Origin of the sequence: Planomonospora antibiotica (assembly GCF_014647955.1) — a bacterium.
Lineage (GTDB): Bacteria > Actinomycetota > Actinomycetes > Streptosporangiales > Streptosporangiaceae > Planomonospora > Planomonospora parontospora.
In genome coordinates, this window is sequence record NZ_BMQE01000003.1 from 211,511 (window position 1) to 236,593 (window position 25,083).

21 protein-coding genes are annotated in these 25,083 nt (G+C 73.2%); 8 read left to right on the plus strand and 13 right to left on the minus strand.

Features of this window, described 5'->3' with window-relative positions:
- Positions 1–1,446, plus strand: a complete 1,446-nt coding sequence (locus IEZ06_RS04220) for an MFS transporter (protein WP_229797767.1) — start codon at positions 1–3, stop codon at positions 1,444–1,446.
- 162 nt (positions 1,447–1,608) lie between these two features.
- On the opposite strand, the gene IEZ06_RS04225 is transcribed toward IEZ06_RS04220, so the two are convergent.
- From IEZ06_RS04225 to IEZ06_RS04250, 6 genes are all read right to left on the minus strand, one after another.
- Complete coding sequence (locus IEZ06_RS04225) at positions 1,609–2,952, minus strand: glycoside hydrolase family 3 protein (protein ID WP_229797768.1); 1,344 nt, start codon at positions 2,950–2,952, stop codon at positions 1,609–1,611.
- A 77-nt stretch (positions 2,953–3,029) separates the two neighbouring features.
- On the minus strand, positions 3,030–4,715 hold the full coding sequence (gene ptsP / locus IEZ06_RS04230) for a phosphoenolpyruvate--protein phosphotransferase (protein WP_189235305.1): 1,686 nt from the start codon (positions 4,713–4,715) through the stop codon (positions 3,030–3,032).
- Entirely contained in the window at positions 4,712–4,969 is a 258-nt protein-coding gene (locus IEZ06_RS04235) for an HPr family phosphocarrier protein (protein ID WP_068894585.1), read from the minus strand. Before IEZ06_RS04235 ends, ptsP begins: the two co-directional genes overlap by 4 nt.
- Before the next feature lie 257 nt (positions 4,970–5,226).
- Positions 5,227–5,673: a PTS sugar transporter subunit IIA gene (locus IEZ06_RS04240; RefSeq protein ID WP_189235306.1), complete on the minus strand. Its 447-nt coding sequence runs from the start codon at positions 5,671–5,673 to the stop codon at positions 5,227–5,229.
- Positions 5,674–5,875: 202 nt separating this feature from the next.
- Complete coding sequence (locus IEZ06_RS04245) at positions 5,876–6,112, minus strand: PTS sugar transporter subunit IIB (RefSeq protein WP_189235307.1); 237 nt, start codon at positions 6,110–6,112, stop codon at positions 5,876–5,878.
- 46 nt (positions 6,113–6,158) lie between these two features.
- Positions 6,159–7,193 (minus strand): SIS domain-containing protein, encoded by a 1,035-nt coding sequence (locus IEZ06_RS04250; RefSeq protein ID WP_189235308.1) that lies wholly within the window; start codon positions 7,191–7,193, stop codon positions 6,159–6,161.
- Positions 7,194–7,354: 161 nt separating this feature from the next.
- On the opposite strand from IEZ06_RS04250, the gene IEZ06_RS04255 reads away from it, so the two are divergent.
- From IEZ06_RS04255 to IEZ06_RS04265, 3 genes are all read left to right on the plus strand, one after another.
- The gene (locus IEZ06_RS04255; RefSeq protein ID WP_189235309.1) at positions 7,355–8,095 is read left to right on the plus strand and encodes a GntR family transcriptional regulator; all 741 of its coding nucleotides are present in this window, start codon (positions 7,355–7,357) and stop codon (positions 8,093–8,095) included.
- A 94-nt stretch (positions 8,096–8,189) separates the two neighbouring features.
- Positions 8,190–9,530 carry a PTS transporter subunit EIIC gene (locus IEZ06_RS04260; RefSeq protein WP_189235310.1) on the plus strand — a complete coding sequence of 447 codons (1,341 nt, stop codon included), beginning with the start codon at positions 8,190–8,192 and terminating at the stop codon, positions 9,528–9,530.
- Between the two features lie 389 nt (positions 9,531–9,919).
- Positions 9,920–10,429 (plus strand): Rv3235 family protein, encoded by a 510-nt coding sequence (locus IEZ06_RS04265; RefSeq protein WP_189235311.1) that lies wholly within the window; start codon positions 9,920–9,922, stop codon positions 10,427–10,429.
- Between the two features lie 156 nt (positions 10,430–10,585).
- Here the strand turns inward: IEZ06_RS04265 and secA are convergent, their stop codons facing one another.
- A complete protein-coding gene (secA, locus tag IEZ06_RS04270; protein ID WP_189235312.1) occupies positions 10,586–13,384 on the minus strand; it encodes a preprotein translocase subunit SecA in 2,799 nt (932 codons plus the stop codon).
- Between the two features lie 253 nt (positions 13,385–13,637).
- Between secA and IEZ06_RS36095 the strand changes: the two genes are divergently transcribed.
- Both IEZ06_RS36095 and IEZ06_RS04280 read left to right on the plus strand, forming a co-directional pair.
- Positions 13,638–14,009, plus strand: a complete 372-nt coding sequence (locus IEZ06_RS36095) for an HGxxPAAW family protein (RefSeq protein ID WP_229797769.1) — start codon at positions 13,638–13,640, stop codon at positions 14,007–14,009.
- Between the two features lie 95 nt (positions 14,010–14,104).
- Positions 14,105–15,283 (plus strand): winged helix-turn-helix domain-containing protein, encoded by a 1,179-nt coding sequence (locus IEZ06_RS04280; RefSeq protein ID WP_189235313.1) that lies wholly within the window; start codon positions 14,105–14,107, stop codon positions 15,281–15,283.
- A gap of 51 nt (positions 15,284–15,334) precedes the next feature.
- On the opposite strand, the gene IEZ06_RS04285 is transcribed toward IEZ06_RS04280, so the two are convergent.
- From IEZ06_RS04285 to mtrA, 6 genes are all read right to left on the minus strand, one after another.
- Positions 15,335–16,039 (minus strand): response regulator, encoded by a 705-nt coding sequence (locus IEZ06_RS04285; RefSeq protein WP_189235314.1) that lies wholly within the window; start codon positions 16,037–16,039, stop codon positions 15,335–15,337.
- Positions 16,040–16,133: 94 nt separating this feature from the next.
- A complete protein-coding gene (gene hpf / locus IEZ06_RS04290) occupies positions 16,134–16,781 on the minus strand; it encodes a ribosome hibernation-promoting factor, HPF/YfiA family (RefSeq protein ID WP_189235315.1) in 648 nt (215 codons plus the stop codon).
- 520 nt (positions 16,782–17,301) lie between these two features.
- Positions 17,302–18,006, minus strand: coding sequence for a ComF family protein (locus IEZ06_RS04295; protein WP_189235316.1), 705 nt, complete (start codon positions 18,004–18,006; stop codon positions 17,302–17,304).
- A 63-nt stretch (positions 18,007–18,069) separates the two neighbouring features.
- Positions 18,070–19,857 (minus strand): LpqB family beta-propeller domain-containing protein, encoded by a 1,788-nt coding sequence (locus IEZ06_RS04300; RefSeq protein ID WP_189235317.1) that lies wholly within the window; start codon positions 19,855–19,857, stop codon positions 18,070–18,072.
- Positions 19,847–21,586 carry an MtrAB system histidine kinase MtrB gene (gene mtrB / locus IEZ06_RS04305; protein ID WP_189235318.1) on the minus strand — a complete coding sequence of 580 codons (1,740 nt, stop codon included), beginning with the start codon at positions 21,584–21,586 and terminating at the stop codon, positions 19,847–19,849. Before mtrB ends, IEZ06_RS04300 begins: the two co-directional genes overlap by 11 nt.
- A gap of 41 nt (positions 21,587–21,627) precedes the next feature.
- A complete protein-coding gene (gene mtrA, locus IEZ06_RS04310) occupies positions 21,628–22,305 on the minus strand; it encodes an MtrAB system response regulator MtrA (RefSeq protein WP_030907316.1) in 678 nt (225 codons plus the stop codon).
- 348 nt (positions 22,306–22,653) lie between these two features.
- On the opposite strand from mtrA, the gene IEZ06_RS04315 reads away from it, so the two are divergent.
- The gene (locus tag IEZ06_RS04315; protein WP_189235319.1) at positions 22,654–24,246 is read left to right on the plus strand and encodes a glycerophosphoryl diester phosphodiesterase membrane domain-containing protein; all 1,593 of its coding nucleotides are present in this window, start codon (positions 22,654–22,656) and stop codon (positions 24,244–24,246) included.
- On the plus strand, positions 24,243–24,902 hold the full coding sequence (locus tag IEZ06_RS04320) for a DUF4129 domain-containing protein (protein WP_229797770.1): 660 nt from the start codon (positions 24,243–24,245) through the stop codon (positions 24,900–24,902). The genes IEZ06_RS04315 and IEZ06_RS04320 overlap by 4 nt, the downstream gene beginning before the upstream one ends.
- The last annotated feature ends 181 nt before the right edge of the window (positions 24,903–25,083 follow it).

Below are 25,083 nucleotides of genomic sequence, written 5' to 3' on the forward strand. Positions count from 1 at the left end.
ATGCTGCCGACATTCGTCGTCGCGGTGGACACGACGGCGCTGCTCCTCGCGCTCCCGCAGCTGAGCGCCGACCTGGGTGCCACCGGCGTCCAGCAGTTGTGGATCAGTGACGGCTACGGATTCCTGGTGGCCGGCCTCGTCATCACGATGGGCACACTCGCCGACCGCATCGGCCGGCGGCGGCTGCTGATCATCGGCGCGGCGGCGTTCGCGGTGCTGTCGGTCGTGGCCGCCTTCGCGACCGACCCGTTGCTGCTGATCGTCGCGCGTGCGCTGCTGGGCGTCGCGGGCGCGACCCTGGCGCCGTCCACACTCGCCCTGCTCACCAACATGTTCCGCGACGAACGAGAGCGTGGGAGGGCCATCGCGATCTGGGCGGCCTGCCAGTTCACCGGCGGCGCGCTCGGACCCGTCCTCGCCGGATTCCTGCTCCAGCACCTCTGGTGGGGATCGGTGTTCCTGGCCGCCGTGCCGGCGATGGCGCTGCTGGTGCTCGCCGGGCCGGTCCTCCTGCCGGAGTTCCGCAGCGACCGGACCGGTCGGCTGGATCCGGCCAGCGTCGGGCTGTCGCTCGCGGCGGTGCTCCTGACGGTGTACGGCGTCAAACAGCTGTCCGTCGAAGGCGCGCGGGCCGTGCCGGCGGCGGCCCTGGTCGTCGGCACGGCTGTCGGAACGCTGTTCGTACGGCGGCAGCTGCGGCTGGAGACCCCGTTGCTGGACCTGCGGCTGCTGCGCAACCGCCTGTTCACGGCCGTACTCGTCGCGCTGGTCGGCGCCGGCATCGCCATGGCCGGTACGGGCCTGCTGGTGACCCAGTATCTGCAGAGCGTGCTGGACTTCTCTCCGGTCGCGTCGGCGGTGCTGTTCGCACCGATGGGCCTGGGCGTGGCGGCCGGGACCATGGCCGCGCCGGCGCTGGCCCGACGGATGAGGCGGACGACCGCGATCGCCGGCGGGATGGCGGGAGCGGCGCTGGGCAGCCTGCTGCTCGTCGGTGTCGGCGGCGCGGGCTCCCTGCCGCTGGTGATGGTCGGCATCGCCGTACTGGCGCTGGGCACCGGCCCGCTGTTCGCGCTGGGCACCGGGCTGGTCGTCGGGGCCGTACCGCCGGAGTGGACCGGTTCGGCGGCGTCGATGTCGGAGACCGGCAACTACCTCGGCGGTTCGCTCGGCTTCGCGCTGCTCGGCGTGGTGGCCGCGGTGGTCTACCGCAACCGGATGGACGGCACGTCCGACTCACTGGCCGACGCGGTCGCCGCCGGCCGGCACCTGCCCGCCGGTCAAGGCACGGAACTGCTGCACACCGCGCGGGAGGCGTTCACCGCCAGTCTGCACGTCACCGCCGCCGTCGCCGCGATCATCTTCACCGGGCTGGCCGTACTGGTCCTGACCATGCGCCCGGCCGCCCCGGCTGCGCTGCCCGACTACGAGGCGACTCGCTCGTAGTGCCCGCCGTGGCCGACGTTCCCGCCGCGGGCTGCTCGGTGACCGGCGGAGCGAGCCGGTCGGCCGGCCCGTCAGGCCGTCGGCGACGGGCCCACCGCCGGTCCCGTCCAGTCCTCCTTCCACCATGGTCGGCCCCGCTGCAGGCCGGGCTCCGCACAGGGCCTAGCGGGCCCTGGAGGTGATCAGCGAGGCGACCTTGCGGTGCGCGGCCGAGCGCAGCACCCGCTCCGCCTCGGCCGGGTCCGCCACCGGCGCCTTCGTCAGGAGGCCCCGGGCGGCCTTCAGCTTCAGCAGCCGCCGGACGGACTCGTCGAGGCGCTCGCCGGAGATCCGGCCGGACCGCACCGCGGCCAGCACCGCCCCGTGCGCCTTCGGGTAGTCCGGCGGCATCAGCAGCAGGTCCGCCCCGGCCAGGACGGCCCGCACGGCCACCTCCCCGTCGCCGTACTTCTCGCGCACGCCCGCCATGTTCAGCGCGTCGGTGGAGACGACGCCCTCGAAGCCGAGCTTCTCGCGGAGCAGCCCGGTCAGGATCGGCTTGGAGAGCGTGGCCGGGTCCCCCGACGGGTCGAGCTTCGGCATGACCACGTGGGCACTCATGATCGCGTCGACGTCCGCCTCGATGGCGGCGGCGAACGGCGGCGCGTCCAGCTTCGACCACTGGGAGCGGGAGTGCTTGATCACCGGGAGGCCGGTGTGGCTGTCGACGCTCGTGTCGCCGTGGCCGGGGAAGTGCTTGGCCGTGGCGGCGACCCCGGCGTCGTGGAAGCCCCTGACCGCGGCGGCGACCATCGGCGCGACCTTCCCGGGGTCCGAGCCGTAGGCGCGCGGGCCGATCACCGGGTTGCGGGGGTTGACGTTCACGTCGGCGACCGGGGCGAAGTCGAGGTTGACGCCCAGCGCCCGCAGCTCGGTCCCGGTCACCTTCGCGGCCCTGCGCGCCAGCGAGGGGTCACCGGTGGAACCGATCACCTTCGCCGCGGGCAGCTCGGTGACCAGCGGCGCGAGCCGGGAGATCTGCCCGTTCTCCTGGTCGGCGCCGACGAGCAGCGGGACACCGGGCGAGGCCTTCTGCATGCCGTTGGTCAGGGCGACGAGCTGCCGGACGCTCTTCACGTTGTCCGCCCAGGGGAACAGGATCACCCCGCCGGGCCGGTACTTGGCGATCACCTTGGCCGGTGTGGCCGCGCCGAAGCGGGCCTGGTTCTCCCCGGACGAGGTGGTGGCCGACGAGCCGTACAGGACGGGCATGAAGAGCTGGCCGACCTTCTCCTCGACGCTCATCCCGGCGAGCACGCCCTCCACCGAGGAGGAGGACGAGCGCGCCGCGCCCTCGGAGGTCGCCTCCGGCCGGGCGGCGGCCGTCTCCCGCACCGCCGGGGCGGCCTCGTTCGCCCTGCCCGCGGAGGGGCCGCCGGAGGCCTGCGAGGCCGCCCCCGAACCGGCGCAGCCGGCCACCATCGTCACGATCACTGCAAGACCCGTCGTACGAATGCACCGAACCATGGCGACCACGCTATCCGCGCGGGCGACCGGACGGCCCGGCGCTTCGCCGTCTCTTTAGATCCCGCCGGTCCCCCGTCTCACAGTCCCAGCTCGGACAGGCCCGGCAGGTGCTCCCGGGCGGCGTCCCGCGCCTGCGCGGGCGAGGCGGCCGCCCGCGCGGCCCGCGCGGCGAGCCGGCACTGCTCCCGGCTGTGCCGCGCCAGAGCCGCCCGTACGGCGGGCAGCGCGGGAGCGCTCATCGACAGCGAAGCCGCGCCGAGCCCGACCAGCACGCAGGCGAGGACCGGGTCCCCGGCGGCCTCTCCGCACACCCCGCACGGCCGGTCCCGCCCCGCGGCCCCGGCCGCGGCCAGGGCGACCAGGTCGAGCAGGGCGGGCTGCCAGGCGTCGTGCAGCGCGGCCAGCGCACCCACCTGGCGGTCGGCGGCGAAGGCGTACTGCGCCAGGTCGTTGGTGCCGACCGAGAAGAAGTCGGCCTCGGCGGCCAGGTCGGCGGCGCGCAGGGCGGCGGAGGGCACCTCGATCATGACGCCCGCGGACGGCAGGCCCGCTTCCCGGCACGCGGCCGCGAACAGGGCCGCCTCCTCGGCGGTCGCCACCATCGGGGCCATCACCCGGAGCACGGCCGTACCCCGGGAGGCCGCCCGCGCCAGGGCGGCCAGCTGGGTCTCCATCACCTCGGGGTGGAGCCGGAGGAGCCGTATCCCGCGCTCTCCCAGCGCCGGGTTCGGCTCCTCGCCCGGCGGCGGCAGGAACGCCAGCGGCTTGTCCGCCCCCGCGTCGAGCGTGCGCACGACGACCTGCCCGCCGGGGAACGCCTCCAGCACCTCCAGGTAGGCCGCCTCCTGCTCCTCGGCGGACGGCGCCTCCGCCCGGCCCAGGAAGAGGAACTCGGTCCGGTAGAGCCCCACGCCCTCCGCGCCGTGCTCCAGCGCGTCCGCCAGGTCCTGCGGCCCGCCGATGTTGGCCAGCAGCGGCACGGCGTGCCCGTCCGCGGTCGCGCCGGGGCCGGTGACCGCCGCGAGCGCGGCCCGGCGGGCGGCGGCGGCCCCGCGGGCGGCGGCCACCTCCTCGGCGGAGGGCGCGAGCCGTACCAGGCCCGAGGATCCGTCGGCGAGCACCGGCGTGCCCGGCGCGACGGCGGTCGCGCCGGGGCACGCCACCACGGCCGGCACGCCCATCGCCCGCGCGATGATCGAGGTGTGGCTGGTCGGGCCGCCCTCCTCGGTGACGAACGCGGCCACCTGGTCCGGGGAGAGCAGCGCGGTGTCCGCGGGGGCCAGGTCGCGGGCGACGAGCACGTACGGCCCCGCCCCGGCGGGCACCGCGTCCGCCACCGGCCGGCCGTCCAGGACCGCGAGCGCGCGGTCCCGGACGTCGTCCAGGTCCGCGACGCGGGCGCCCAGGTAGCCGCCGGCCTCGGCGAGCATGCTCCGGTAGCGGCCGAATCCCTCGTAGACCGCGCGGGCGGCGCTCTTCCCGGCCCGGACCAGCTCGGCGACCTCGTCCGACAGGCCGGGGTCGCGCGCCATCAGGGCCTGGGCCTGAAGGATCTTGCCGCCCTCGCCGCCGGCTCGCTCCCCCCGCTCCTGGAGGTCCGCGGCGACCCGTTCCAGCGCCCCGAGCGCCCGGTCCCGCTCCGCTCCGGCGTCCCCGCCGTGCGGGACGTCGGCCGGAGGCGGCGGGGCCGCCCGGGACATCACGCGGGCGGGTCCGAACCCGGCGCCGGGACTCACTCCGGTCCCCTGGAGCGTCCCGCTCACGGCGCCGAGGCGATCTCCGCCAGCCGGTCGAGGAGTTCCTCCGCCCCTTCGCCCTCCGCCCTGATCACCACGGTGTCGCCCTGGCGGACGTCGAGCGAGAGGACGCCGAGGATGCTCTTGGCGTTGACCGGCTTGCCGCCGGCCTTGGCGACCGTGATGTCCAGCGCGGCCTTGGCCGCGGTCTGCACGAACGTCGCGGCGGGACGGGCGTGCAGACCGACCTCGGCCTTGACGATGACGTGACGCTCGGGCACGGGCTCCTCCTGAAAGATCCGGCCGGGCGGTCTAGACCACCCGGCTCGCCATATGGCAGGGGAAGGCCGGTCGGCCCCGCCGGGTCACGGCCGCGGGACGGGCCCGCGGTCCCCGGCGCTTCCGCCCCGTGACCCGGCCTCTCTCCTCCGCGAGACCGGGTCACGGGGCCTCGTTCCCCCCGAGAGCGCAAATTGCACTTAAGTCCTATTCTTCCCGAAGATCCACTTTCCGCCTCCACCGCCGTCGCACCCGGACCTCAGGCCCATCGGAACAGCTCGTCCCCGGCGTCCACGACCCCGTCGGCGATCTCCGTGACGGCCTCGGCGAACGCGTCCAGCGCCACCACCGGGCAGACCGGGGAACGCCCGCCCGCCTCGATCCCGGCGGGGTTCCAGGCCACCACGGGCTGGCCCGCGCTCACCCGGTCGCCCTCGGCGGCCAGCAGCTCGAAGCCCTCCCCCCGCAGCTGCACGGTGTCGATGCCCAGGTGGACCAGGATCCCCCGGCCGTCGTCCCCCACCACCACGAACGCGTGCGGGTGCAGCTTGTGGATCCGCCCCGCGATGGGCGAGACCACCCGACCGGGCCGGCGCGCCGGGTCGATCGCCGCCCCCGGCCCGACCAGCCCTTCGGAGAACACGGGATCGGGAACCGCCGTGAGGCCGACGGCCGTCCCCGCGACCGGGGCCAGAACTGCGGTCATCACCCTCCCTCGGGCCGTACGTGCCCGCGCCGGCGGGGACGGTCCACTGCGCTCCTCGGCCTGCACCGCGCCCCTCGGCCCGCGGGCCCCGGCAGGCCCGGGGGTACGGCAGGCCCGGGGGCCCTCCGACCCGACAGGCCCGGCGGGCACTGCCGACTCGACAGGCCCGACGGGCCCGCCCTGCCGGGCTCCTGCCGGGCCCTCAGCCGATGATGTCCTCGATGTCTCCGGCGATGGTGTCGGCCTGGGGCCCCACCACCACCTGGACGACGTTGCCCGCGGCCATGACCCCGTGGGCGCCGGCCGCCCGCAGCGCGGCCTGGTCGACCTTCGAGGCGTCGCGCACCTCGGTCCGGAGCCGCGTGATGCACGGTTCGATGTCGATGATGTTCTCCGCGCCACCGAGCCCCGCGATGATCGCGCCGGCGTCTGCCGCCATATCGCCCTCCTGCCTTGACGGTCCCCGACCAGACTAGGTCCGGGGGTCAGTCCGTCTGGGTCACCTTGTTGAGGCCGCGCGGCGCGTCGGGGTCGATCCCCAGCCGGCGCGAGAGAGCCTCGGTGAGCAGCTGGCCCGGGACGACGAGGCCGAGCGGGGCGACCCACTCGGGCAGGTCGGGCCCGTTCAGCGCCGCCGTGCCCGCCGCCGCGAGCCGGGGGCCGCCGCCCACGGTGAAGGCCGCGGCGCCGGCGCCGGTGACCCGCTCGGCGAGCGCCACGGTGCCGTCCAGGGTCGGGCCGTCCCCGGCCGCGACCAGGATCGCGGGGGTGTCGGCGTCCACCACGGCGATCGGGCCGTGCAGCAGGTCGGCGTAGGACAGGCCCATGGCGTGCAGGTAGCAGGCCTCCTTCAGCTTGAGCGCCGTCTCCAGGGCGGTGGAGAAGGCCAGGCCGCGGCCGGAGACCACGACGCCCGGCTTGTCCGCCAGCCCCTCGACGACGCCGTCCAGGTCGCCCGGGTCGCCGATCAGCTTCTCCACCGCCTCGGGGACCCGCCGCAGGTCGCCGGGGTCGACATCGGCGCCCAGGCCGAGGCCGAGCACGGCCAGCGCGGCGAGCTGGGTGGTGTAGGTCTTGGTCGCCGGGACGGCCTTCTCCTCGCCCGCCAGGGTGCACAGGGCGAGGTCGGCGGCCTGCGCCAGAGGGCTCCCCTCGCCGCCGTTGGTGATCGCCACGGTCCGGGCGCCGCAGTCCCTGGCCCAGGCGAGGGTCTCGACGATCTCCTCGGTCCGGCCGGACTGGGACAGGCCGACGGCCAGGACGCCGTCGAGGTCGAGCCGGCGCCGGTAGGTGGTGGCGATCGAGGGGGCGGCGAGGGTGGACAGGCGGCCCGCGTGCGCCTCGATGAGGTATCGGCCGTAGACTGCGGCGTTGTCGGAGGTGCCACGGGCGACGAACAGCAGCTGCCGGGTCTCCCGCGCCAGGCGCTCCACCTCCCCGACCCTGGGGAGAAGGGCGTCCAGCGTGGCCTGCAGCGCAGCGGGCTGCTCGGCGATCTCGCTGCGCATCTTGGTCGTCATCTCGCGCTCATCCTCCGGTTGGGACAGGCGCGATCGGGCCGTTATCGATCCGTCGCCGGTCCGTACGTTGACACCCTTTTCCGGCCTGTGGTCTAGTCCGGACTAGACCAGTACGAACCATAGCCCATCAGACATTTCATATCGAGAGGGGGCGGAATCCCATGGCGCAGATCGATCCGGACAGTCCGATCCCGAAGTACTTCCAGCTCCGCGAGATCCTGCTCGACCTCATCGACAGCCACGAACTGGCCATCGGCACGGCGATCCCGTCCGAGCGCGAGCTCTGCCAGCGCTTCGGGCTCTCCCGCATGACCGTACGGCAGGCGGTCGACCACCTGGTCTCCGAGGGCAGGCTGCAGCGCGTCGCGGGCAAGGGCACCTTCGTGGCCCGGCCCAAGATCGAGATGCCGCTCCGGCTGACCTCGTTCAGCGACGAGATGCGCGCCCGCGGCATGGAGCCCGGCTCGCGCGACCTGGACCGCCGGGTGGTCCGCGCCAGCGCCCACCTCGCCAGGGAGCTGGGCATCCAGCCGGGCGACGAGGTGCACTTCATCGAGCGGCTGCGCACCGCGGCCGGTGAACCCATGTGCATCGAGCGCGCCCACATCCCCGTCTCCCTCGCGCCGGACCTCGCCGCCCACGACCTGACGGGCCGCTCCCTCTACGCCCTGCTGGAGACCCGCTACGGGCTGATGCTGGACGCGGGCGAGCTGACCATCGACGCGGGCATCGCCGACCCCGGCGACGCCGACCTGCTGAAGCTGCCGCGCGGCGGGGCCGTCCTGCTGCTCCAGCGGCGCTCGTTCGCCGGGGGCGTCTGCGCCGAGCTCGGCGTCTCCACCTACCGCGCCGACCGCTACCAGCTCCGCACGGTGCTGGAGACGCCGGCGCGCCGCGCCTGACCCCGCCCCCTCCCGGCCCCGCCCGCCCACCGGGGAAACGTCCGGTCACACGCTCCCGGTCCGAGGGCGGGGATCTGCACGCTGGAGGCAATCGATGAGCTCCACCTCAGCGGGCGCGGCGGCGTCCGGATCCGGACCGGGTCCCGGCTCCGCCGTGATGGGCGTGCTCCAGCGGCTGGGCCGCTCGCTCATGCTCCCGATCGCGGTCCTCCCCGCCGCCGGTCTGCTGCTCCGGCTGGGCCAGGACGACCTGCTGGGCCGTACGGACAACGCCTTCGCCGACGACGCGGCCCACGTGCTCGGCACCGCGGGCGGCACGCTCTTCGACAACCTGCCCGTCCTGTTCGCGATCGGCGTGGCCATCGGGTTCGCCAGGAAGGCCGACGGCTCCACCGCGCTGGCCGGGCTCGTCGGCTACCTCGTCTTCCACGCCGTCAGCATGAAGATGTTCTTCACACTGTTCGACGACGGCCTGAAGAAGTCGATCACCACGCAGGTCTTCGACCCGGCCACCCCGGGCGTGCCGAAGATCGTGCTCGACCTCGGCGCGCAGAACCCGACCGGGGTGCTCGGCGGCATCGCCATGGGCCTGGTCTCCGCGACGCTCTGGCAGCGCTTCCACCGGACGAAGCTCCCCACCGCGCTGGCGTTCTTCAGCGGCCGCCGCCTGGTGCCGATCCTCACCGCCTTCGCCGGACTGGTGATCGGGGTGGCCGTCGGCTTCGTCTGGCCCGTCCTCGGCGGCTGGGTCCGCGCCTTCGGGGTCTGGCTCGCCGAGAACAGCACGCTCGGAGCCGGCGTCTACGGCATGGTCAACCGGGCGCTGCTCCCCCTCGGCCTGCACCACATCGTCAACAACATCGTCTGGACCCAGGTCCCCGCCTGCGTGACGGAGACCGGCAAGCGGCTCGCGGGCGACCTGGTCTGCTTCAACAACGGCGTCCAGGGCTACGGCGGCTTCGAGGCCGGTTTCTACCCGGTCCTGATGTTCGGCCTGCCCGCCGCGGCGATCGCCATCTGGCGGGCCGCCCCGCCGCACCGGCGCACCGCGGTCGGCTCCATCATGGTCTCGGCCGCACTCACCGCCTTCCTCACCGGGATCACCGAGCCGATCGAGTTCGCCTTCATCTTCGTGGCGCCGGTCCTGTTCGTCGTGCACATCGTCCTGACCGGGGTCTCCCTCGCCGTCGCCTCGGCGCTGGGGGCCAAACTCGCCTTCAGCTTCTCCTCCGGCCTGATCGACCTCGGCCTGTACGGCACCGCCCCCAACGCGCACGGGGTGCCGGTCGTCATCGCCATGGGGCTGGTCTACGCGGTGGTCTACTACGCGGTGTTCGGCTTCCTGATCAGACGCCTGGACATCATGACGCCGGGCCGCGAACCCGAGCCGGACGTGGACTCCGGCGACGCGGCGCCGGGTGCCGCCTCCTCCTGAACCCGCCTCCTCCCGGAAACCCCGGTCCCGGCCACCTCCCGAACCCCTCCTCCCGGGAACTCAGGCAGCCTTTCGAACCCCTCCTCCCGGGAACTCAGGCAGCCTTTCGAACCCCTCCTCCCGGGAACTCAGGCAGCCTTTCGAACCCCTCCTCCCGGGAACCCCGGCCGCCTCCGCGAAGCCGGTTCCGGTCATCCTCCGGAAACCGCGAACGCGTCCGGAACCCGCTTCCCGGTGGGCGGGAACCACTCCAGCTTGAGGTGATCTTCCCCGCACAACGGACGGAACGGCCGCGGTTCTCCGGAAAGCTGGTGCGCGACGTATCTGGGCGGGGGACCGGAAACTCCTAGAGGTGTCAGTTCCGCACCGACCTTCGAACCGGAGTCGCCATGTCCCCCGCGTCGTCCCCAGCGCCACTCCCCCGGATCGCCCCGTCGCCCCTGGCCGAGCCGCCCGGCGACGACGAGCGGGCCGCCCGCACGTCTCCGGCCGCTCCGCCGTACGTGCAGGGCGCCCTCGCCCTCGCCCCCGAGCCGGAGCCCGCCGCCCCCGCGATCCGGCGGCCGCTGGTCTGGGGGCCGCCCGGCGCGGTCCCGGACGAGCGGCGGCTGCGGGCCCTGGCGCAGGCCGTGGCCGAGATCCTGGCCGGACGGCGGCCCCCGGCGAGCGTCTCCCGCCACCTGACCCGCCGGGCCCACGCGGAGCTGATCCGCACAGGGAAGATCATCGACTGCGCGCGGCCCCCGGTGGTGGGCGCGCCGCACGTCTCCCAGCCCCGGGACGGAGCGGTGGAGATGTGCGTGCTCGTACGCTGCGGCGAGCGCTCCCGCGGGCTGGCCCTCAGGCTGGAGCGCCGGGGCGTGCAGTGGCTGTGCACCGACTTCGAGACGACCCCCTGACCTCCGCCGTTCGGACCCGGGGCCCCGCGCCCGAACGGCCGGGCACAGCCCACCCCGCAACCGAACGGCCGGTGGCGGCGGACCGAAGTCCGCCGCCACCGGCCGTTCTCCCACCGTCCGGGCTCCGGGTCCGCGGGAGGTCCCGCGGTCCCGGGATCAGGCCCCGGCGTGCTTCGGGTCGCCGTGGCAGCGCTTGTACTTCTTGCCGGAGCCGCAGGGACAGGGGGCGTTGCGCTCGACGTCGCCGTAGGCGTCCCGCTCCTCCTTCGTGCTGACCCGGGTGTGCTCCACCTCGCCGGTCTCGCCGGGCGCGGTGTACTGCAGCTCGCTGGGCCGCTGCGGACCGCGCAGGCCGCGGGCGATGATGGAGCGGGCCTCCGCGACCGACTCGTCCTCGTCGGCCGCCGCCTCCTCGACGATCGGGCTGGTCTGCACCTCGACCTCGAGGTTGAACAGATAGCCGACCGACTCCTCCTTGATGCCCTCGAGCATCTGGGAGAACATGTCGAAGCCCTCGCGCTGGTACTCGATCAGCGGGTCGCGCTGGGCCATCGCGCGCAGGCCGATGCCCTCCTGGAGATAGTCCATCTCGTAGAGGTGCTCGCGCCACTTGCGGTCCAGGACCGACAGGATGACCCGGCGCTCCAGCTCGCGCATGGCCTCCGGCCCGAGCTCCTCCTCGCGGCGGTCGTAGGCGGCCAGGGCGTCGGCCTTGACCTTCTCGGCGAGGAACCCGGCGGACAGCTCCTCGCGGCTGCCCGCCTCCTCGACGACGCCGTCGACGGTGAGGGTGATCGGGTAGAGCTGGCCGAGCGCCTTCCACAGCTTGTCGAGGTCCCACTCCTCGGCGAAGCCCTCGGCGGTGGCACCGGCGATGTAGTCGTCGATGACGTCGCCCACGAAGCCGCGGATCTGCTCGTGCAGGTCCGCGCCCTCCAGCACGCGGCGGCGCTCGGCGTAGATCACCTTGCGCTGCCGGTTCATGACCTCGTCGTACTTCAGAACGTTCTTGCGGATCTCGAAGTTCTGCTGCTCGACCTGGTGCTGGGCGGAGGCGATGGCCTTGGAGACGATGCCCGACTCGATCGGGACGTCGTCCGGGATGTTCAGCCGCGTCATGATCATCTCGACCCGGGCCGAGTTGAACAGGCGCATCAGGTCGTCCTCGAGCGAGAGGTAGAACCGCGACTCGCCCGGGTCGCCCTGCCGGCCGGAACGGCCGCGGAGCTGGTTGTCGATGCGGCGCGACTCGTGCCGCTCGGTGCCCAGGACGTAGAGGCCGCCGAGCTCGACGACCTCCTCGTGCTCGGCCTTGACCGCCTCCTTGACCTTCTCCAGCGCCTCGGGCCAGGCCTTCTCGTACTCCGCCGGGGTCTCGACCGGGTCCAGGCCGCGCTTGCGCAGCTCCAGGTCGGCGCGGAAGTCGACGCTGCCGCCGAGCATGATGTCGGTGCCCCGGCCGGCCATGTTGGTGGCCACGGTGACCGCGTACTTGCGACCGGCCTCCGCCACGATCGCGGCCTCGCGAGCGTGGTTCTTGGCGTTGAGCACCTCGTGCTTGACGCCCCTGCGCTTGAGCTCCCTGGACAGCCGCTCGGACTTCTCCACGCTCGTGGTGCCGACCAGGACCGGCTGGCCCTTCTCATGGCGCTCGGCGATGTCCTCGACGCAGGCCAGGAACTTGGCGTCCTCGGTCTTGTAGACCACGTCCGGCTGGTCCTTGCGGATCATCGGCTTGTTGGTCGGGATCGGGACGACGCCGAGCTTGTAGGTCTGGTGGAACTCGTTGGCCTCGGTGACCGCGGTTCCGGTCATGCCCGCGAGCGTCTTGTAGAGGCGGAAGTAGTTCTGCAGCGTGATCGTGGCGAGAGTCTGGTTCTCGTCCTTGATCTTGACGCCTTCCTTCGCCTCGATGGCCTGGTGCATGCCCTCGTTGTAGCGGCGGCCGTGCAGGACGCGACCGGTGAACTCGTCCACGATCAGGACCTCGCCGTCGACGACGATGTAGTCCTTGTCCTTCTTGTAGAGCTCCTTGGCCTTCAGCGCGTTGTTGAGGAAGCCGACCAGGTGGGTGTGCTCGGGCTTGTAGAGGTTGTCGATGCCGAGCCAGTCCTCGACCTTCTCCACGCCCGACTCGAAGATGCCGACCGTGCGCTTCTTCTCGTCGACGGCGTAGTCGCCGGTGCTCTCCTCGCCGTCCTTGCCCTCGGTGCCCCTGCGGAGCCGGGGGACGATCTTGGCGAACTCGGCGTACCACTTGCCGGACTGCTCGCCCGGGCCGGAGATGATCAGCGGGGTGCGGGCCTCGTCGATGAGGATCGAGTCGACCTCGTCGACGATGGCGAAGTTGTGGCCGCGCTGGACGCACTCCTCCAGCGACCAGGCCATGTTGTCGCGCAGGTAGTCGAAGCCGAACTCGTTGTTCGTGCCGTAGGTGATGTCCGCGTTGTACTGCTTGCGGCGCTCGTCCGGCGGCATGTTGGCCAGGATCATGCCGACCTCGAGGCCGAGGAAGCGGTGGACCCGGCCCATCTCCTCGGCGCCCATCGTGACCAGGTAGTCGTTGACCGTGATGACATGCACGCCCTTGCCGGACAGCGCGTTGAGGTAGGCCGGGAGCGTCGAGGTGAGGGTCTTGCCCTCACCGGTGCGCATCTCGGAGATGTTGCCCATGTGCAGGTTGGCCCCGCCCATGATCTGCACGTCGAAGTGGCGCTTGCCCAGCACGCGGCGGGCCGCCTCGCGGACGGTGGCGAAGGCCTCGGGAAGCAGATCGTCGAGGGACTCGCCGTCGGCGTGGCGCTGCTTGTACTCCTCGGTGAGCGCGCGCAGCTCGGCGTCGGTGAGGCTCGTGAAGTCGTCCTCGATGGAATTGACCTGGTCGGCGATCCGCTTGAGCTTACGCAGAAGCTTGCCTTCGCCTGCGCGAAGAATCTTGTCGAGAAAGGCTGGCACTTTAGGTAAAGCTCCTCGCAGGTCTTCCGCGGCCGGGCAGGCCCGGATGAGGACGAGACATAGTTCTCCGCTGCCATCGTAGGCGGTTCCATCACCAGACACATCCACCATGGATGACGCGCCCCGCGGCCGCGGTGTTCCCGCGTCCCCTTCGCGGGGAGTACGGCCCAGCGTGGAGGGGTAGGTCGCCTGCTGTCGCACATCGCACGAAAAAGACGGCGGACGCGCCACCCTGCACGAGGAGACGTGGAACATGGCCGAGACCGCACCCGGCCCAGCGCCCGAGACCGGCCACGGGAGCGGCCACGGCCGCGACGGCCGTGGAGACCGCGGCGGCCGCGACGGCCGCGACGGCCACGGAGACCGCGGCGACCGGGAGCACGGGGGTTCCGGCGGCGGCCACGGAGGCAGGGCCTCCTCCTGGCTGGCCGTGACGGTGAGCGTGCTGGGCTTCGCCATCGGGGGCGTCGGGCTGACCGCCGGCCCCGACTGGTTCGTCTTCTGGCTGGGCGCGGCGGTGTGCGCGCTGGGCGGGGTCCTCCTGCTGGCCTTCGGCGCCTTCGGCGACGTGGTCGTCGACGCCCCCCGCACCCGGGCCGGACGGCAGGAGGGCGTCCTCGGCTGACCGGAACACCGCCGTAGTGTTCTCGTCGGTGTGAGACGTTAGCCTCGCCTCATGCTGATGCGCTGTTCCCTCCTGGATCCCCTCGGGGGGCGGCCGTGACGGTCACGCTCCCCGCCGACGAGGCCCGCCGGATCATCCTGCGCGCCCAGGGCCTCCTGGGCGCCGAGGCCCGCCGCGGCGGCGCCCCCGCCGCCCTGCGCCGCCTGGGCGCCGTCCAGCTCGACACGATCTCCGTGCTGGCCCGCTCCCACGAGCTCGTCGCCTACGCGCGCCTCGGCGCGGTCGGCAGGCGGCAGGTCGAGCAGGCCTACTGGGACGTCCCGCCCCGCGCCTTCGAATACTGGTGCCACGCCGCCTGCATCCTGCCCCTCGGCGACTGGCCCCTCTACGCCTTCCGGCGGCGCGCGTTCCGGGAGCGGAAGTACCGCTGGCACGAGGTCCCGCCGGTCGTGGACAAGGTGCTGGAGCAGGTCCGCGAGAGCGGCCCCGTCACGACCACCGACCTCGGCGGCGCCAAGAACGGCGGCCCTTGGTGGGACTGGTCCGACACCAAGATCGCCATCGAGTGGCTGCTGGACACCGGGGAGGTCGTCTGCACCCGGCGCGTCGGCTGGCGCCGCGTCTACGATCTCGCCGAGCGGGCCGTGCCCGCCGCCCTGCTGGCCGAGGACCTGACCGACGCCGAGTGCGTCGCCCGCCTCGCCCGCACGGCCGGCCGCGCCCTCGGTGTCGCCACCCGGGCCGACCTCGTCGACTTCCTCCGCCTGACCGGCCCGCACTCCGCGCTGCTGGACACGGCGCTGTCGGACGGCGCCGCGGGGCTCGCCGAGGTGCGGGTCGAGGGCTGGACCGGTCGTTCGTCGACGGCCTGGGCCGACCCGGCGGCGCTGGCGGCCCCGGCCCGGGGCCGCCACCGGACCACCCTGCTCTCGCCGTTCGACTCGCTGGTCTGGGACCGCGCCCGCACCGCCCGCGTGTTCGGCTTCAACCACCGCCTGGAGGCGTACGTCCCCAAGGACAAGCGCGTCCACGGCTACTTCGCGATGCCCGTGCTGAGCGGGGGACGGCTGATCGGCCGGGTCGACCCGGCACGCGAGGGCTCCACCCTGGTCGCCCGCCAGATCGGCGTCGAGCCGGGGATCGACCCGCGCAGGGCGGTCGAGCCGCTGGCCGAGGCCCTGCGCGAGGCGGCGGGCTGGGTCGGCTGCGACGCCGTCCGCGTCGAGCGCGCCGAGCCCGCCCTCCGGCAGGCCCTCGCCGCGGCGATCCCCTGACCCGGGGGGCGCCGCGGGCCGCGCGGTGGCCGGGTCCCGGCCACCGCGCGGTCAGGTGATCTCGAGCATCCGCTCCCGGACCGCGTAGACCACCGCTTCCATCCGCGAGTGCAGCTGGAGCTTGTCCAGGATGTTGCGGACGTGGTTCTTCACGGTGTTCTCGGAGATGAACAGCTGCTTGGCGATCTCGCGGTTGTTCATCCCCTTGGCCACCAGGCGGAGCACCTCCATCTCCCGGTCGGTCAGCCGGGGGACGGGGAGCTGGGGAGGCCGCTCGGCCTCCTTCCGGCTCATGGTCGCGAACTCGTTGATGAGCTTCGTGGCCATCGCCGGGTTGATGAGCGACTGCCCCTCGTGGACACCGCGCACGACCTCGGGGACCTCGTCGAGCTGGACGTTCTTCAGCAGGTAGCCGGTGGCCCCCGCCTTGATCGCCTCGAAGAGGTCCTCCTCCTCGTCGCTCACGGTCAACATGATGATCCGGATGCTCGGCGCGGAGGCCTTGATCTCGCGGGTGGCCTCGATGCCGCTCCGCCGGGGCATCCGGACGTCCATGAGCACGACGTCGGGGGTGAGGCGGTCGGCGAGCTCGACCGCCTCCTGGCCGTCGCTCGCCTCGCCGACCACCTCGATGTCCGCCTCCGCGGCCAGGGCCATCTCCAGGCTGCGGCGGATCAGCGCGTGATCGTCGACGATCAGCACGCGGATCGGATCGCCGCGCTCGGCAGCGCGGGCCGCCTCGTCGGGTTCCGTCACGCCTCCTCCTCGGGGGGCCAGAGCCGTTGGACCGCCATGATTACACGGGTTCAGGGTCCTCGGGTTGGTCGGAGAGGATCTTCGAACGCTGCGGTCAGGGCTCCACGAGCCGCAACACGCCGTAGTTGTAGCCCTTGCGCAGATAGACGACGCTGGGCAGGCCGCTCTCCTTGTCGCGGAAGAGATAGAAGTCGTGGCCCACCAGTTCCATCTCCAGGAGGGCCTGATCGATGGTCATCGGGTCGGCCTTGTGGAACTTCTCCCTGACCACCAGGGGGCCGTCGCCCTCCATCTCGATGGGGACGATGGTCTTGTCCTCGAGGACCTCGCCGCCGGCCTCCGGCTCCTCCTCGGCCGTCTTCAGCCGGATCCCGGCGCCGTCGGCCTCGAAGGACTCGGCGACCGCCGAGGCGGTCAGCTCGGCGACCGACGTGCCGTGGTGCACCTTGCGCCGGTCGGCCAGGCGCCGGAGCCTGCCCTCCAGCTTGCCGAGGGCCATGTCGAGGGCGGAGAAGCGGTCCTCGGCCGAGGCCTCCGCCCGGACCGCGGGGCCACGGGAGTGGATGGTGAGCTCGACCCGCTCACGCTGATCCGCCATGCGCGGGTTGCGCTCCTTGGACACCTCCACGTCGACGCGGATGAGTTTTTGGTCCAGACGCTCGATCCTGGCCAGCTTGGTCGTCACATGGTCGCGGAATCGGTCACTCACTCCGGTGTGCCGACCCTTGACGATGATGTCCATGCACAGCCCCCCTTAGGCTCTCGACTGTGGTACTGCTGCGGCACCCGCCCGGCCGACCTGGTCTTCGTCCCCACATCCGCCTGCTGAGGGTCTCGCAGCTCTTTGCCACTACTGCCCTTCTCTTCTGGCGAGGAACATCTGGCTCCTCGGGAAGGCAGGACTTACCTCTAAGCCGCACCGTGATCGGTCGACAAAAAGTCGCCTTACGTGGACCGTTTCGCCTGCGGCTGGCATCGGCTAGCCGGACCGGCCCCCTTGCGGGAGTCGATCCGGTGCAACCACGGACCCGGGCGGGTGCCATGTCTCGACGCTATCCGTATCGCGACCGAATGTCAGCCTGGCAACCGTCCCAAGGATCACTTTGGGTGATTTCTCCCGGAGTTCGGGGCACCGGAGATGGCCGCTTCCGCGATGCGGCATCCCTTATGTGAAGCCTTCTCATGTCCTCCGCAGGGCGCCGGAGCTGCGATTGGGACGCGGCGACGGGGTCCGCCGGCGGGACCGATACTTGACCCGCCTTTTACCGTGCGTGATCGTCGCGCGCCCGCCCCCGTCGGCGTGTCGCCGCCACGGTGACGGCCATCCCCGGCTCGGCGCCCGCCGCGCGGAGCGTCCGCGCGGCCTCCGCGAGCGTCGCACCGGTCGTCACGACGTCGTCGACGAGCACGAGCACCGTCCCGCCCTTCAGGAGGGCCGCCACGGACGCACCGGCCCCGGGGGCGAGGCGGAACGCCGAGGAGAGGTTCTCGGCTCTCTGGAGCGCGTTCAGCCCCGCCTGGTCGGCCACCCGGCGGCTCTGCCCGAGCACCTGCGCCGTGCTCGCGGGCCAGCCCGCGGCGCGGAGGTAGCCGGCCGCGAGCACGGCCAGCCGGGCCACCGGGTCGTGCCCGCGCCGCCGCAGGGCCGGGCGGGCGCTGGGCACCGGGACGAGGACCACGGGGTGCCCGCCCACGGCGGTGCCGGCCGCCAGCGCCAGGGCCCCGGCCAGCGGGTGGGCCAGGGCCGTGCGGCCGTGCTCCTTGTAGGCGAGGATCGCCCGGCGCGCGGCTCCGGCGTAGACGGTGGCCGACCAGCAGTCGGGCAGGCCGGGCGGGGACGGGACCGGCATCCGGCGGGCGGGCTCGCCGCGCAGCTCCGCCGTACAGCGGGCGCAGACGAGCACGCCGGGCGCGTCGCACCCGGCGCAGCGCGGCGGCAGGACGAGGTCGAGCAGAGCGGTCGTCACATACACCAAAATGCCAGGTCCCACCGACAGAACCGGGGGCCGGGCGGTGCCGCGGGGCCCGGGCTACCCCAGGGGGAAGGCCGGGAAGGCGGGGCCGTCCCGGCCGAGGACGGCGGCGCCCTTGCCGTCCTTGACCTGCGGCTCCCAGGTGTCCCCGTCCCAGTAGAGGACCTGCAGCTTGCCGTCGTCGTCCTCGACCCCGGCCAGCAGCGAGTTGTTCTTGTTCAGCGCGGCGATGCTCCGGATCCCGGGGGGCGATGGGATGCTCTGCGACGGCTCGGCGATGAGCGAGGCCTCGAACAGCTCGGACTTGCCGGTCAGCACGTAGAGGGCCGTGCCGTCCTTCCAGGCGATGTCCTCGATGGTCTGCTTCTCGTCGCCGTCCATCGCGATCTGCAGGTTGCCGATGCGGCTGTCGGCGCGGTCCCCGACGATCGCGCCGATCATGACCTTCTCGCCGGTGCCGTCCTTGACCGCGACCGCGACCCGGACCCCGTCCCGGGCGACCTTGAGCGCGGTGACCTCGACCGTGTCCAGCTCGGGCGCGGCCACCCGGTACTGCCGCCTGTCGTCGGCGTACTGGCGCAGCACCACCGAGGTCTGCGGGCCGGTCCGGTCCACCGTCCACATCGAGTCGTAGCGGTCCCAGGAGGGCGGGACGAGGTCGTTGCCGACGGTCCACTGCTCCCACTGCCCGTCGGGGGTGAGCGGCGCGACGGAGATGCGCCTGCCGTCCTCGGACACCGCCGCCACGTGCCTCGGGGCGGACCCGCTGACCGCCGGAGCGGCGGCGGGCGAACCGGCGTACTCCCGCCCGGCACCGCCCGGCACCGGGCCGCCGACGTTCTCCTTGCCCAGCACCCGCAGGGCGCCGTCCTGCAGGTAGTACGGGGCGGCGTCCACCGGCGCCATCCACCGGTCGAACCTCAGGTGCTCCTGGGCGTCGATGTGCAGCGGGACGCCGGAGCGGTACGGCTCGCCGTTCACCCGCACCTCGAAGCTCGAACCGCCGGCGAGCTTGGAGAGCGTCCCCGCCAGCTGGGCGGACATCGCGGCGACCCGGGCGGCGGGCACCCCCTCGGTCAGGTCGACGACGACGCGGTTGTTCTCGGTGGTGACGTCGATGAGCCCGGTGCCGGCGTCGAAGGCCGTCTCCACCGCGCCCCGCAGGGACCCGCTCGGCCCCTTGATCAGCCGCTCGACCGTCGTCTTGGCGAGGGTCGAGGCCGGGTCGACCGGCATCTGGACCCGGTCGACCACCAGGCCCTGCCGCTTGGCGTCCAGGAAGTACAGGTCCACCGGCTCGTAGGCCCGCTCGACGTCGGCCTGCGAGAGCAGCAGCCCGTCCGGGCCCGCGCTGATCCGCCAGCCCTTCGGCCCCTTGACGAGGGTGAAGAGCTCGTCCAGCGTGCCGCCCCGCGGGCGGTACTGGCCGTCCTGGTCGATGCTCGCCGTCACGGCGCCCTTGAGCGTGACCCTGGCCTCCGTGGCGCCCTCGGCCAGCGGCGCCGTCACGGAGGGGGCCGGCTGGTAGACCGTCACCCCGGTCTCCGGCTTCCACCGCGCGGCGAAGTCGTCGGTGAGGTACCGGCGGGCGGCCGCGTACCGGACGTCGCCGATGCTCGCCATCGCGGCGCGGAACCCCGTGACGACCTGCTCGGGCGTCCAGGAGGGGTTCGGCTCCATGGCGATCACCCGGGCGTACGGCGGGTCCAGGGGGTTGCCCTGGTCCCGGTCCTCCACGACCGTGGACCGGCCGGTCGGCACGACCGAGCAGGCGGCCGCCGACCAGGACAGCGCGGCGGCCAGGAGCACGGCGCCCGCGCACCGCCGCGTCCGGCTAGTCCGCATCCTGTCCTCCGTCCGCCGCCGCCGGAGAGAGCACCGGCGTCATGTGTCCCCGCCACGTCCGCCGCATCTCCACCTCCGGCGGGACCAGCGGCAGCGGCGACCCCCGCAGCGGCACCCCGGCCGTCCGGGGCAGCGAGAGCCGGAACTGCGACCCCTCGCCCGGCGCGCCCCACGCCTGGAGCCAGCCGCCGTGCAGCATCGCGTCCTCGCGGGAGATGGCCAGGCCCAGGCCGGTGCCGCCGATGGTCCGCGCCCGGGACGGATCGGCCCGCCAGAACCGGTCGAAGACCATGGTCTCCTCGCCCGGCTTCAGGCCCACCCCGTAGTCCCGCACCGCCACCGCGACCGCGTCCCGGTCGGCCCCGACCGAGACGACGATGTCCCTGCCCTCGCCGTGCTCGATCGCGTTGAACAGCAGGTTGCGCAGGATGCGCTCGACCCGGCGGCTGTCCATCTCGGCCATGCACGGCTCACCGGGAAGGCGCAGGTCGAAGCGGGTGGAGTGGCGCTCGGCCAGCGCCTCGGAGTCGGCGACGGCGCGCAGCACCACGTCGCGCACGTCGACCGAGTCGACGTCGAGCGTCGCGGCCCCCGCGTCGTAGCGGCTGATCTCCAGCAGGTCGGCCAGCATCGACTCGAACCGCTCCAGCTGGTTCTGCATCAGCTCCGCCGAGCGGGCGGCCATCGGGTCGAAGTCCTCGCGGGCGTCGTAGAGCAGGTCGGCGGCCATCCGCACGGTGGTGAGCGGGGTGCGCAGCTCGTGCGAGACGTCGGAGACGAACTGCCGCTGGACCTGGGAGAGCTCCTCCAGCTGGTGGATCTTGAGCGCCAGGTTGGCCGCCATCTCGTTGAACGAGGTGCCCAGCCGGGCGAGGTCGTCCTCGCCGCGCACCTTGAGCCGCTCGTCCAGCTTCCCGGCGGCCAGCCGCTCGGCGGCCTGCCGCGCGAGCCGTACCGGGATGACCACCTGCCGGGTGACCAGCGAGGCGATCGCGGCGAGCAGCAGCACCAGCCCGGATCCGACCACGATGAGCATCTGCTGGAGCGACCCCAGCATCTTCTCCTCGCGGTCCAGCGGGACCAGGTGGTAGATCTCGTAGCCGCCGTCGAGCCGCGGCGCGCCGATGGTGTCCAGGCGCGTGCCGATCACCACTCCGGGGACCGCGTCGGCCCTGCCCTCGTAGTACAGCGGGAGGAACCAGGGGGCGTTGCGGCCCGGTTCGTTCTTCTTCACCTCGGCGCGGAGCCGGTCGGGCACGCTCCGCGGGTCGATGTTGGTGGTCCCGAAGAACTCCCCGGGCAGGTTCTCGTTACGGATGATCACCGAGTAGCGGCTCGCCGAGCCCGCCCGCTCGGCCAGCGCCTGGGTGGCCCGGCTGAGCGGGCTGTCCCCGCCGCCCTGCGGCGCATCCCCCTGGTCGGCGGGGCGCTCGGAGGTGTCGTTCTCCGGCTGGGTCAGGAAGCCGAGGACCGCGTTGCGGTCGGCCTGCGCCTCGCTGATCGCGGCCCGTACCCGCGACTCCAGCACCGACTGCTGGATCTGCTGCATGAGGAAGACGCCCAGCACCGCGACCACCACGATGGAGATGACCATGGTGCTGGTGACCACGCGGAGCTGCAGGGAGCGCCAGAAGACCCGGCGCAGCCGGCCGGCGGCGCGCCGGGTGCGCCGCCGGACCCCCCGCACCAGCTGGCGCGGGGTACGGCGGCGCTTCTTCGCGGGGACCATGTCGGATTCCGAGGGGAGCCGGGAGGAGCCTGGGGGGCTCTTCAGGCGGGGCCGGCCTTGTAGCCCACGCCGCGGACCGTCACCACGATCTCCGGGTGCTCCGGATCCTTCTCGATCTTGGCGCGGAGCCGCTGGACGTGCACGTTGACCAGGCGGGTGTCGGCCGCGTGCCGGTAGCCCCAGACCTGCTCCAGCAGGACCTCGCGGGTGAAGACCTGGCGCGGCTTGCGGGCGAGCGCGACCAGCAGGTCGAACTCCAGCGGGGTGAGGTTGATGGTCTCCTCCTCCCGCTTGACGGAGTGGCCGGCCACGTCGATGGTGATGTCGCCGATCTGCAGGATCTCGGGCGTCGGCTCGTCCGTGCGGCGCAGCCGCGCGCGGACCCGGGCCACCAGCTCCTTGGGCTTGAACGGCTTGACGATGTAGTCGTCGGCGCCGGACTCCAGGCCCAGCACCACGTCGATGGTGTCGCTCTTGGCCGTCAGCATGACGATCGGGACGCCGGACTCCGCGCGGATCCTGCGGCACACGTCGATGCCGTCGGCACCGGGCAGCATCAGGTCCAGCAGCACCAGGTCCGGCCGGGTGTCGCGGAACGCGTCGAGCGCCTTGTCCCCGTCGGAGACGAAGGAAGGTTCGAACCCCTCTCCGCGCAGCACGATGCCGAGCATCTCGGCGAGAGCGGCGTCGTCGTCGACGACCAGCACGCGTCCTTTCATGGCCCCTCATTCGTTTTACGCAGTTAGGGAGTATCTATGGCAAACCACACGATTACTGAAGGTTACCCTTGTCCGGCCACCAGATGACACGATCCACCATTCGGCCGTCCGGGTGCTGAATCTTAGGCGTATCGCCATATGGAACACACGGCGATCCCCCACCCCGTCGGCCGCCTCCGCCCCGGCGACTGCGGGCGCCGGGGAACGGGTACGGCCTCCTTCCCAGTCTGCGGCAGACGACGGCGTCTCTGCCATCCCTCTGGCGTCTCCCGCCGGGTTCCGCCCGGGAAAACACGGCGGGATCCCCCGAACGGCCCGATGCGGTAGCCGACATGCCAGGATTGGGATATGTCAGACGGTCACGGCTCCAGTCCCGACACGCCATCCGGCTGGGCGTCCAACCAGCCGCCGCCGTACGGCGGGCAGGGCCCGGCGCCGTGGGCCGCGCCCGGCGCCGGCGGGACGCCCCCTCCCCCCGGTCCCCCGCCCCCGCAGGGCCCCGGCGACCCGTACGGCCAGCCCCCGCCCCCGGGCGGACAGCCGTACGGCCAGCCCCCTCCCCCCGGGCAGCAGCCCTACGGCGGAGCACCGTACGGGCAGCAGGCGTACGGGCAGCCCTACGGCGGAGCGGCGTACGGGCAGCAGGCGTACGGCGCGGCGCCCGGGCCCTACGGCTACGGGACCCCGCCCGCGCTCAAGCCCGGCGTCATCCCGCTGCGGCCGCTGACCCTCGGCGACATCTACAACGGCGCGGTCCAGTTCATCCGCGACAACCCCAAGGCGACCCTCGGGCTCTCGGCCGCGGTGGCCGTCGCCCTGCAGGTCATCTCCCTGATCATCACGGTGGTCGTCCTCGGGTCCCTGGCGGTCACGATCACCGACCTGGTCACCTCACCGGGCCGGCCGAGCGACTCCGGCGAGATCCTCACCGTGATGGGCGGCGCCATCGCCGGCGCGCTCGTCGGCGTCTTCGCCACCCTCATCATCCAGATGATCGGGATCGTGCTGCTGAGCGGCATGCTGACCAGCGTGCTGGGGCGCGCGGTGTTCGGCGAGCACATCTCGATCGGGGAGGCCTGGCGGCTCACCCGCGGGCGGGTGCTCCCCCTGCTGGGCCTGGCCGTCCTGTCGGCGGTCATGGTCTACGGCGCCTTCATCGCCATCTTCCTCGTCGGCAACGTCCTGCTCGCCGTCCTCATCGCGGCGAACGGGCCCGCCTGGCTCGCCATCCTGCTCTTCATCGCGTGCTTCCTGGGCGCCGTCGTCGTGGCGGCGTTCCTCTACACCAAGCTCAGCCTGGCCGGACCGGTGATCGTGCTGGAGCGGGCCGGGGTGGGCGCCGCGATCGGCCGGTCGTTCCACCTCGTCAAGGGCGACTTCTGGCGGGTCTTCGGCATCCTCCTGCTGACCGCGATCGTCACCGGGCTGGTCGGCTTCGTCGTGGGGCTGCCGTTCACCTTCGCCGGCGAGGCGGTCAACCCCGCCGACCCCCTCACCGGGCTCCAGACGGGGATCGCCGGCCTCACGCTGGCCGGGCTGGGCGGCATCATCGGCGCGACGATCACCTATCCCTTCTCCGCCGCCGTCACCGCCCTGCTCTACGCCGACCGCAGAATGCGCAGCGAGGCGTTCGACCTGGTGCTGCAGACCGCCGCCACGGACCGCGGGCGGGGCCTCGGCACGTCCCCCGAGGACCTGTGGCACCCGTCCCACGCCGCGAGCCACCAGGCCCACGGCTACGGAGCCCCGCAGGGGTACGGCCACCCCGGCCACGGGGCTCCGCCCCAGGGCCCCGCCCAGGGGTACGGCGGGCCCGGGCAGGGTTACGGGGGCGGTCACCCGCCTCAGGACCCCGGGCAGGGCTACGGCCCTCCGCAGCAGGGCCCCGGCCAGGGCGGCCACGGCTATCCGCCCCAGGACCCCGGAGCATGGCCCCGGTGACCGTCCCGCCCATCGTCCGGCTGACCGACGGCGTCCCGGTCGACATCGCCCGCGACGCCGCCAGGGAGGCCGCCGTCCGCGAGCTGGCCAGGCCGATCTACCCGAGGGAGTCGTGGTGGGAGCGGATCTCCGGCGCCGTCCGGGACTGGCTGGAGGACCTCCTCGACGCCGCCTCCGGGCTGCCCGGCGGATGGTTCTCGATCCTCCTGCTGGCCTTCGTCATCCTGCTCGTCGCCCTCCCGGTCCTGTCGATGGCGCGCCGGGCGACCCGCGCCCGGGCCGTCCGCCGGGGCGAGCTGTTCGAGGCGGCGACCCGCTCGGCCGCCGAGCACCGGGCGGAGGCCGAGAGGCACGCGGCCGGGCAGCGGTGGGCGGAGGCGATCAGGGAGCGGCTGCGGGCCGTCGCCCGCGACCTGGAGGAGCGGGCCGTCGTCGAGGAACTGCCCGGCCGCACCGCGGACGAGCTGGCCGCCGAGGCGGGCCGGGCGCTGCCCGGCTTCGCCGGTGAGCTGGCGGAGGCCGCCCGGCTCTTCGACGACGTCACCTACGGCGACCTGCCCGGCACCGCCGAGGGCTACGAGCGCCTGACCGGGCTGGACGACCGGCTCCGCGCCGCCAGGCCGGCGCTGTCGGGGCACCCGGGAGGAGCCGCGTGACCGCCGGCACCCCCGCCTCCCCGCACGGGACCCCGGAGGCCTCCCCGCACGGGACCGCCGAGGTCTCCGCCCCCGCGCACGGGCGGCCCGGGGCCGCAGGCGTCCTCCCCTCCCCGGACCGGGCCCCGAGCCCCTCCCCGGACGGGGCCCCGAGCCTTTCCCCGGACGGGGCCCCGAGCGC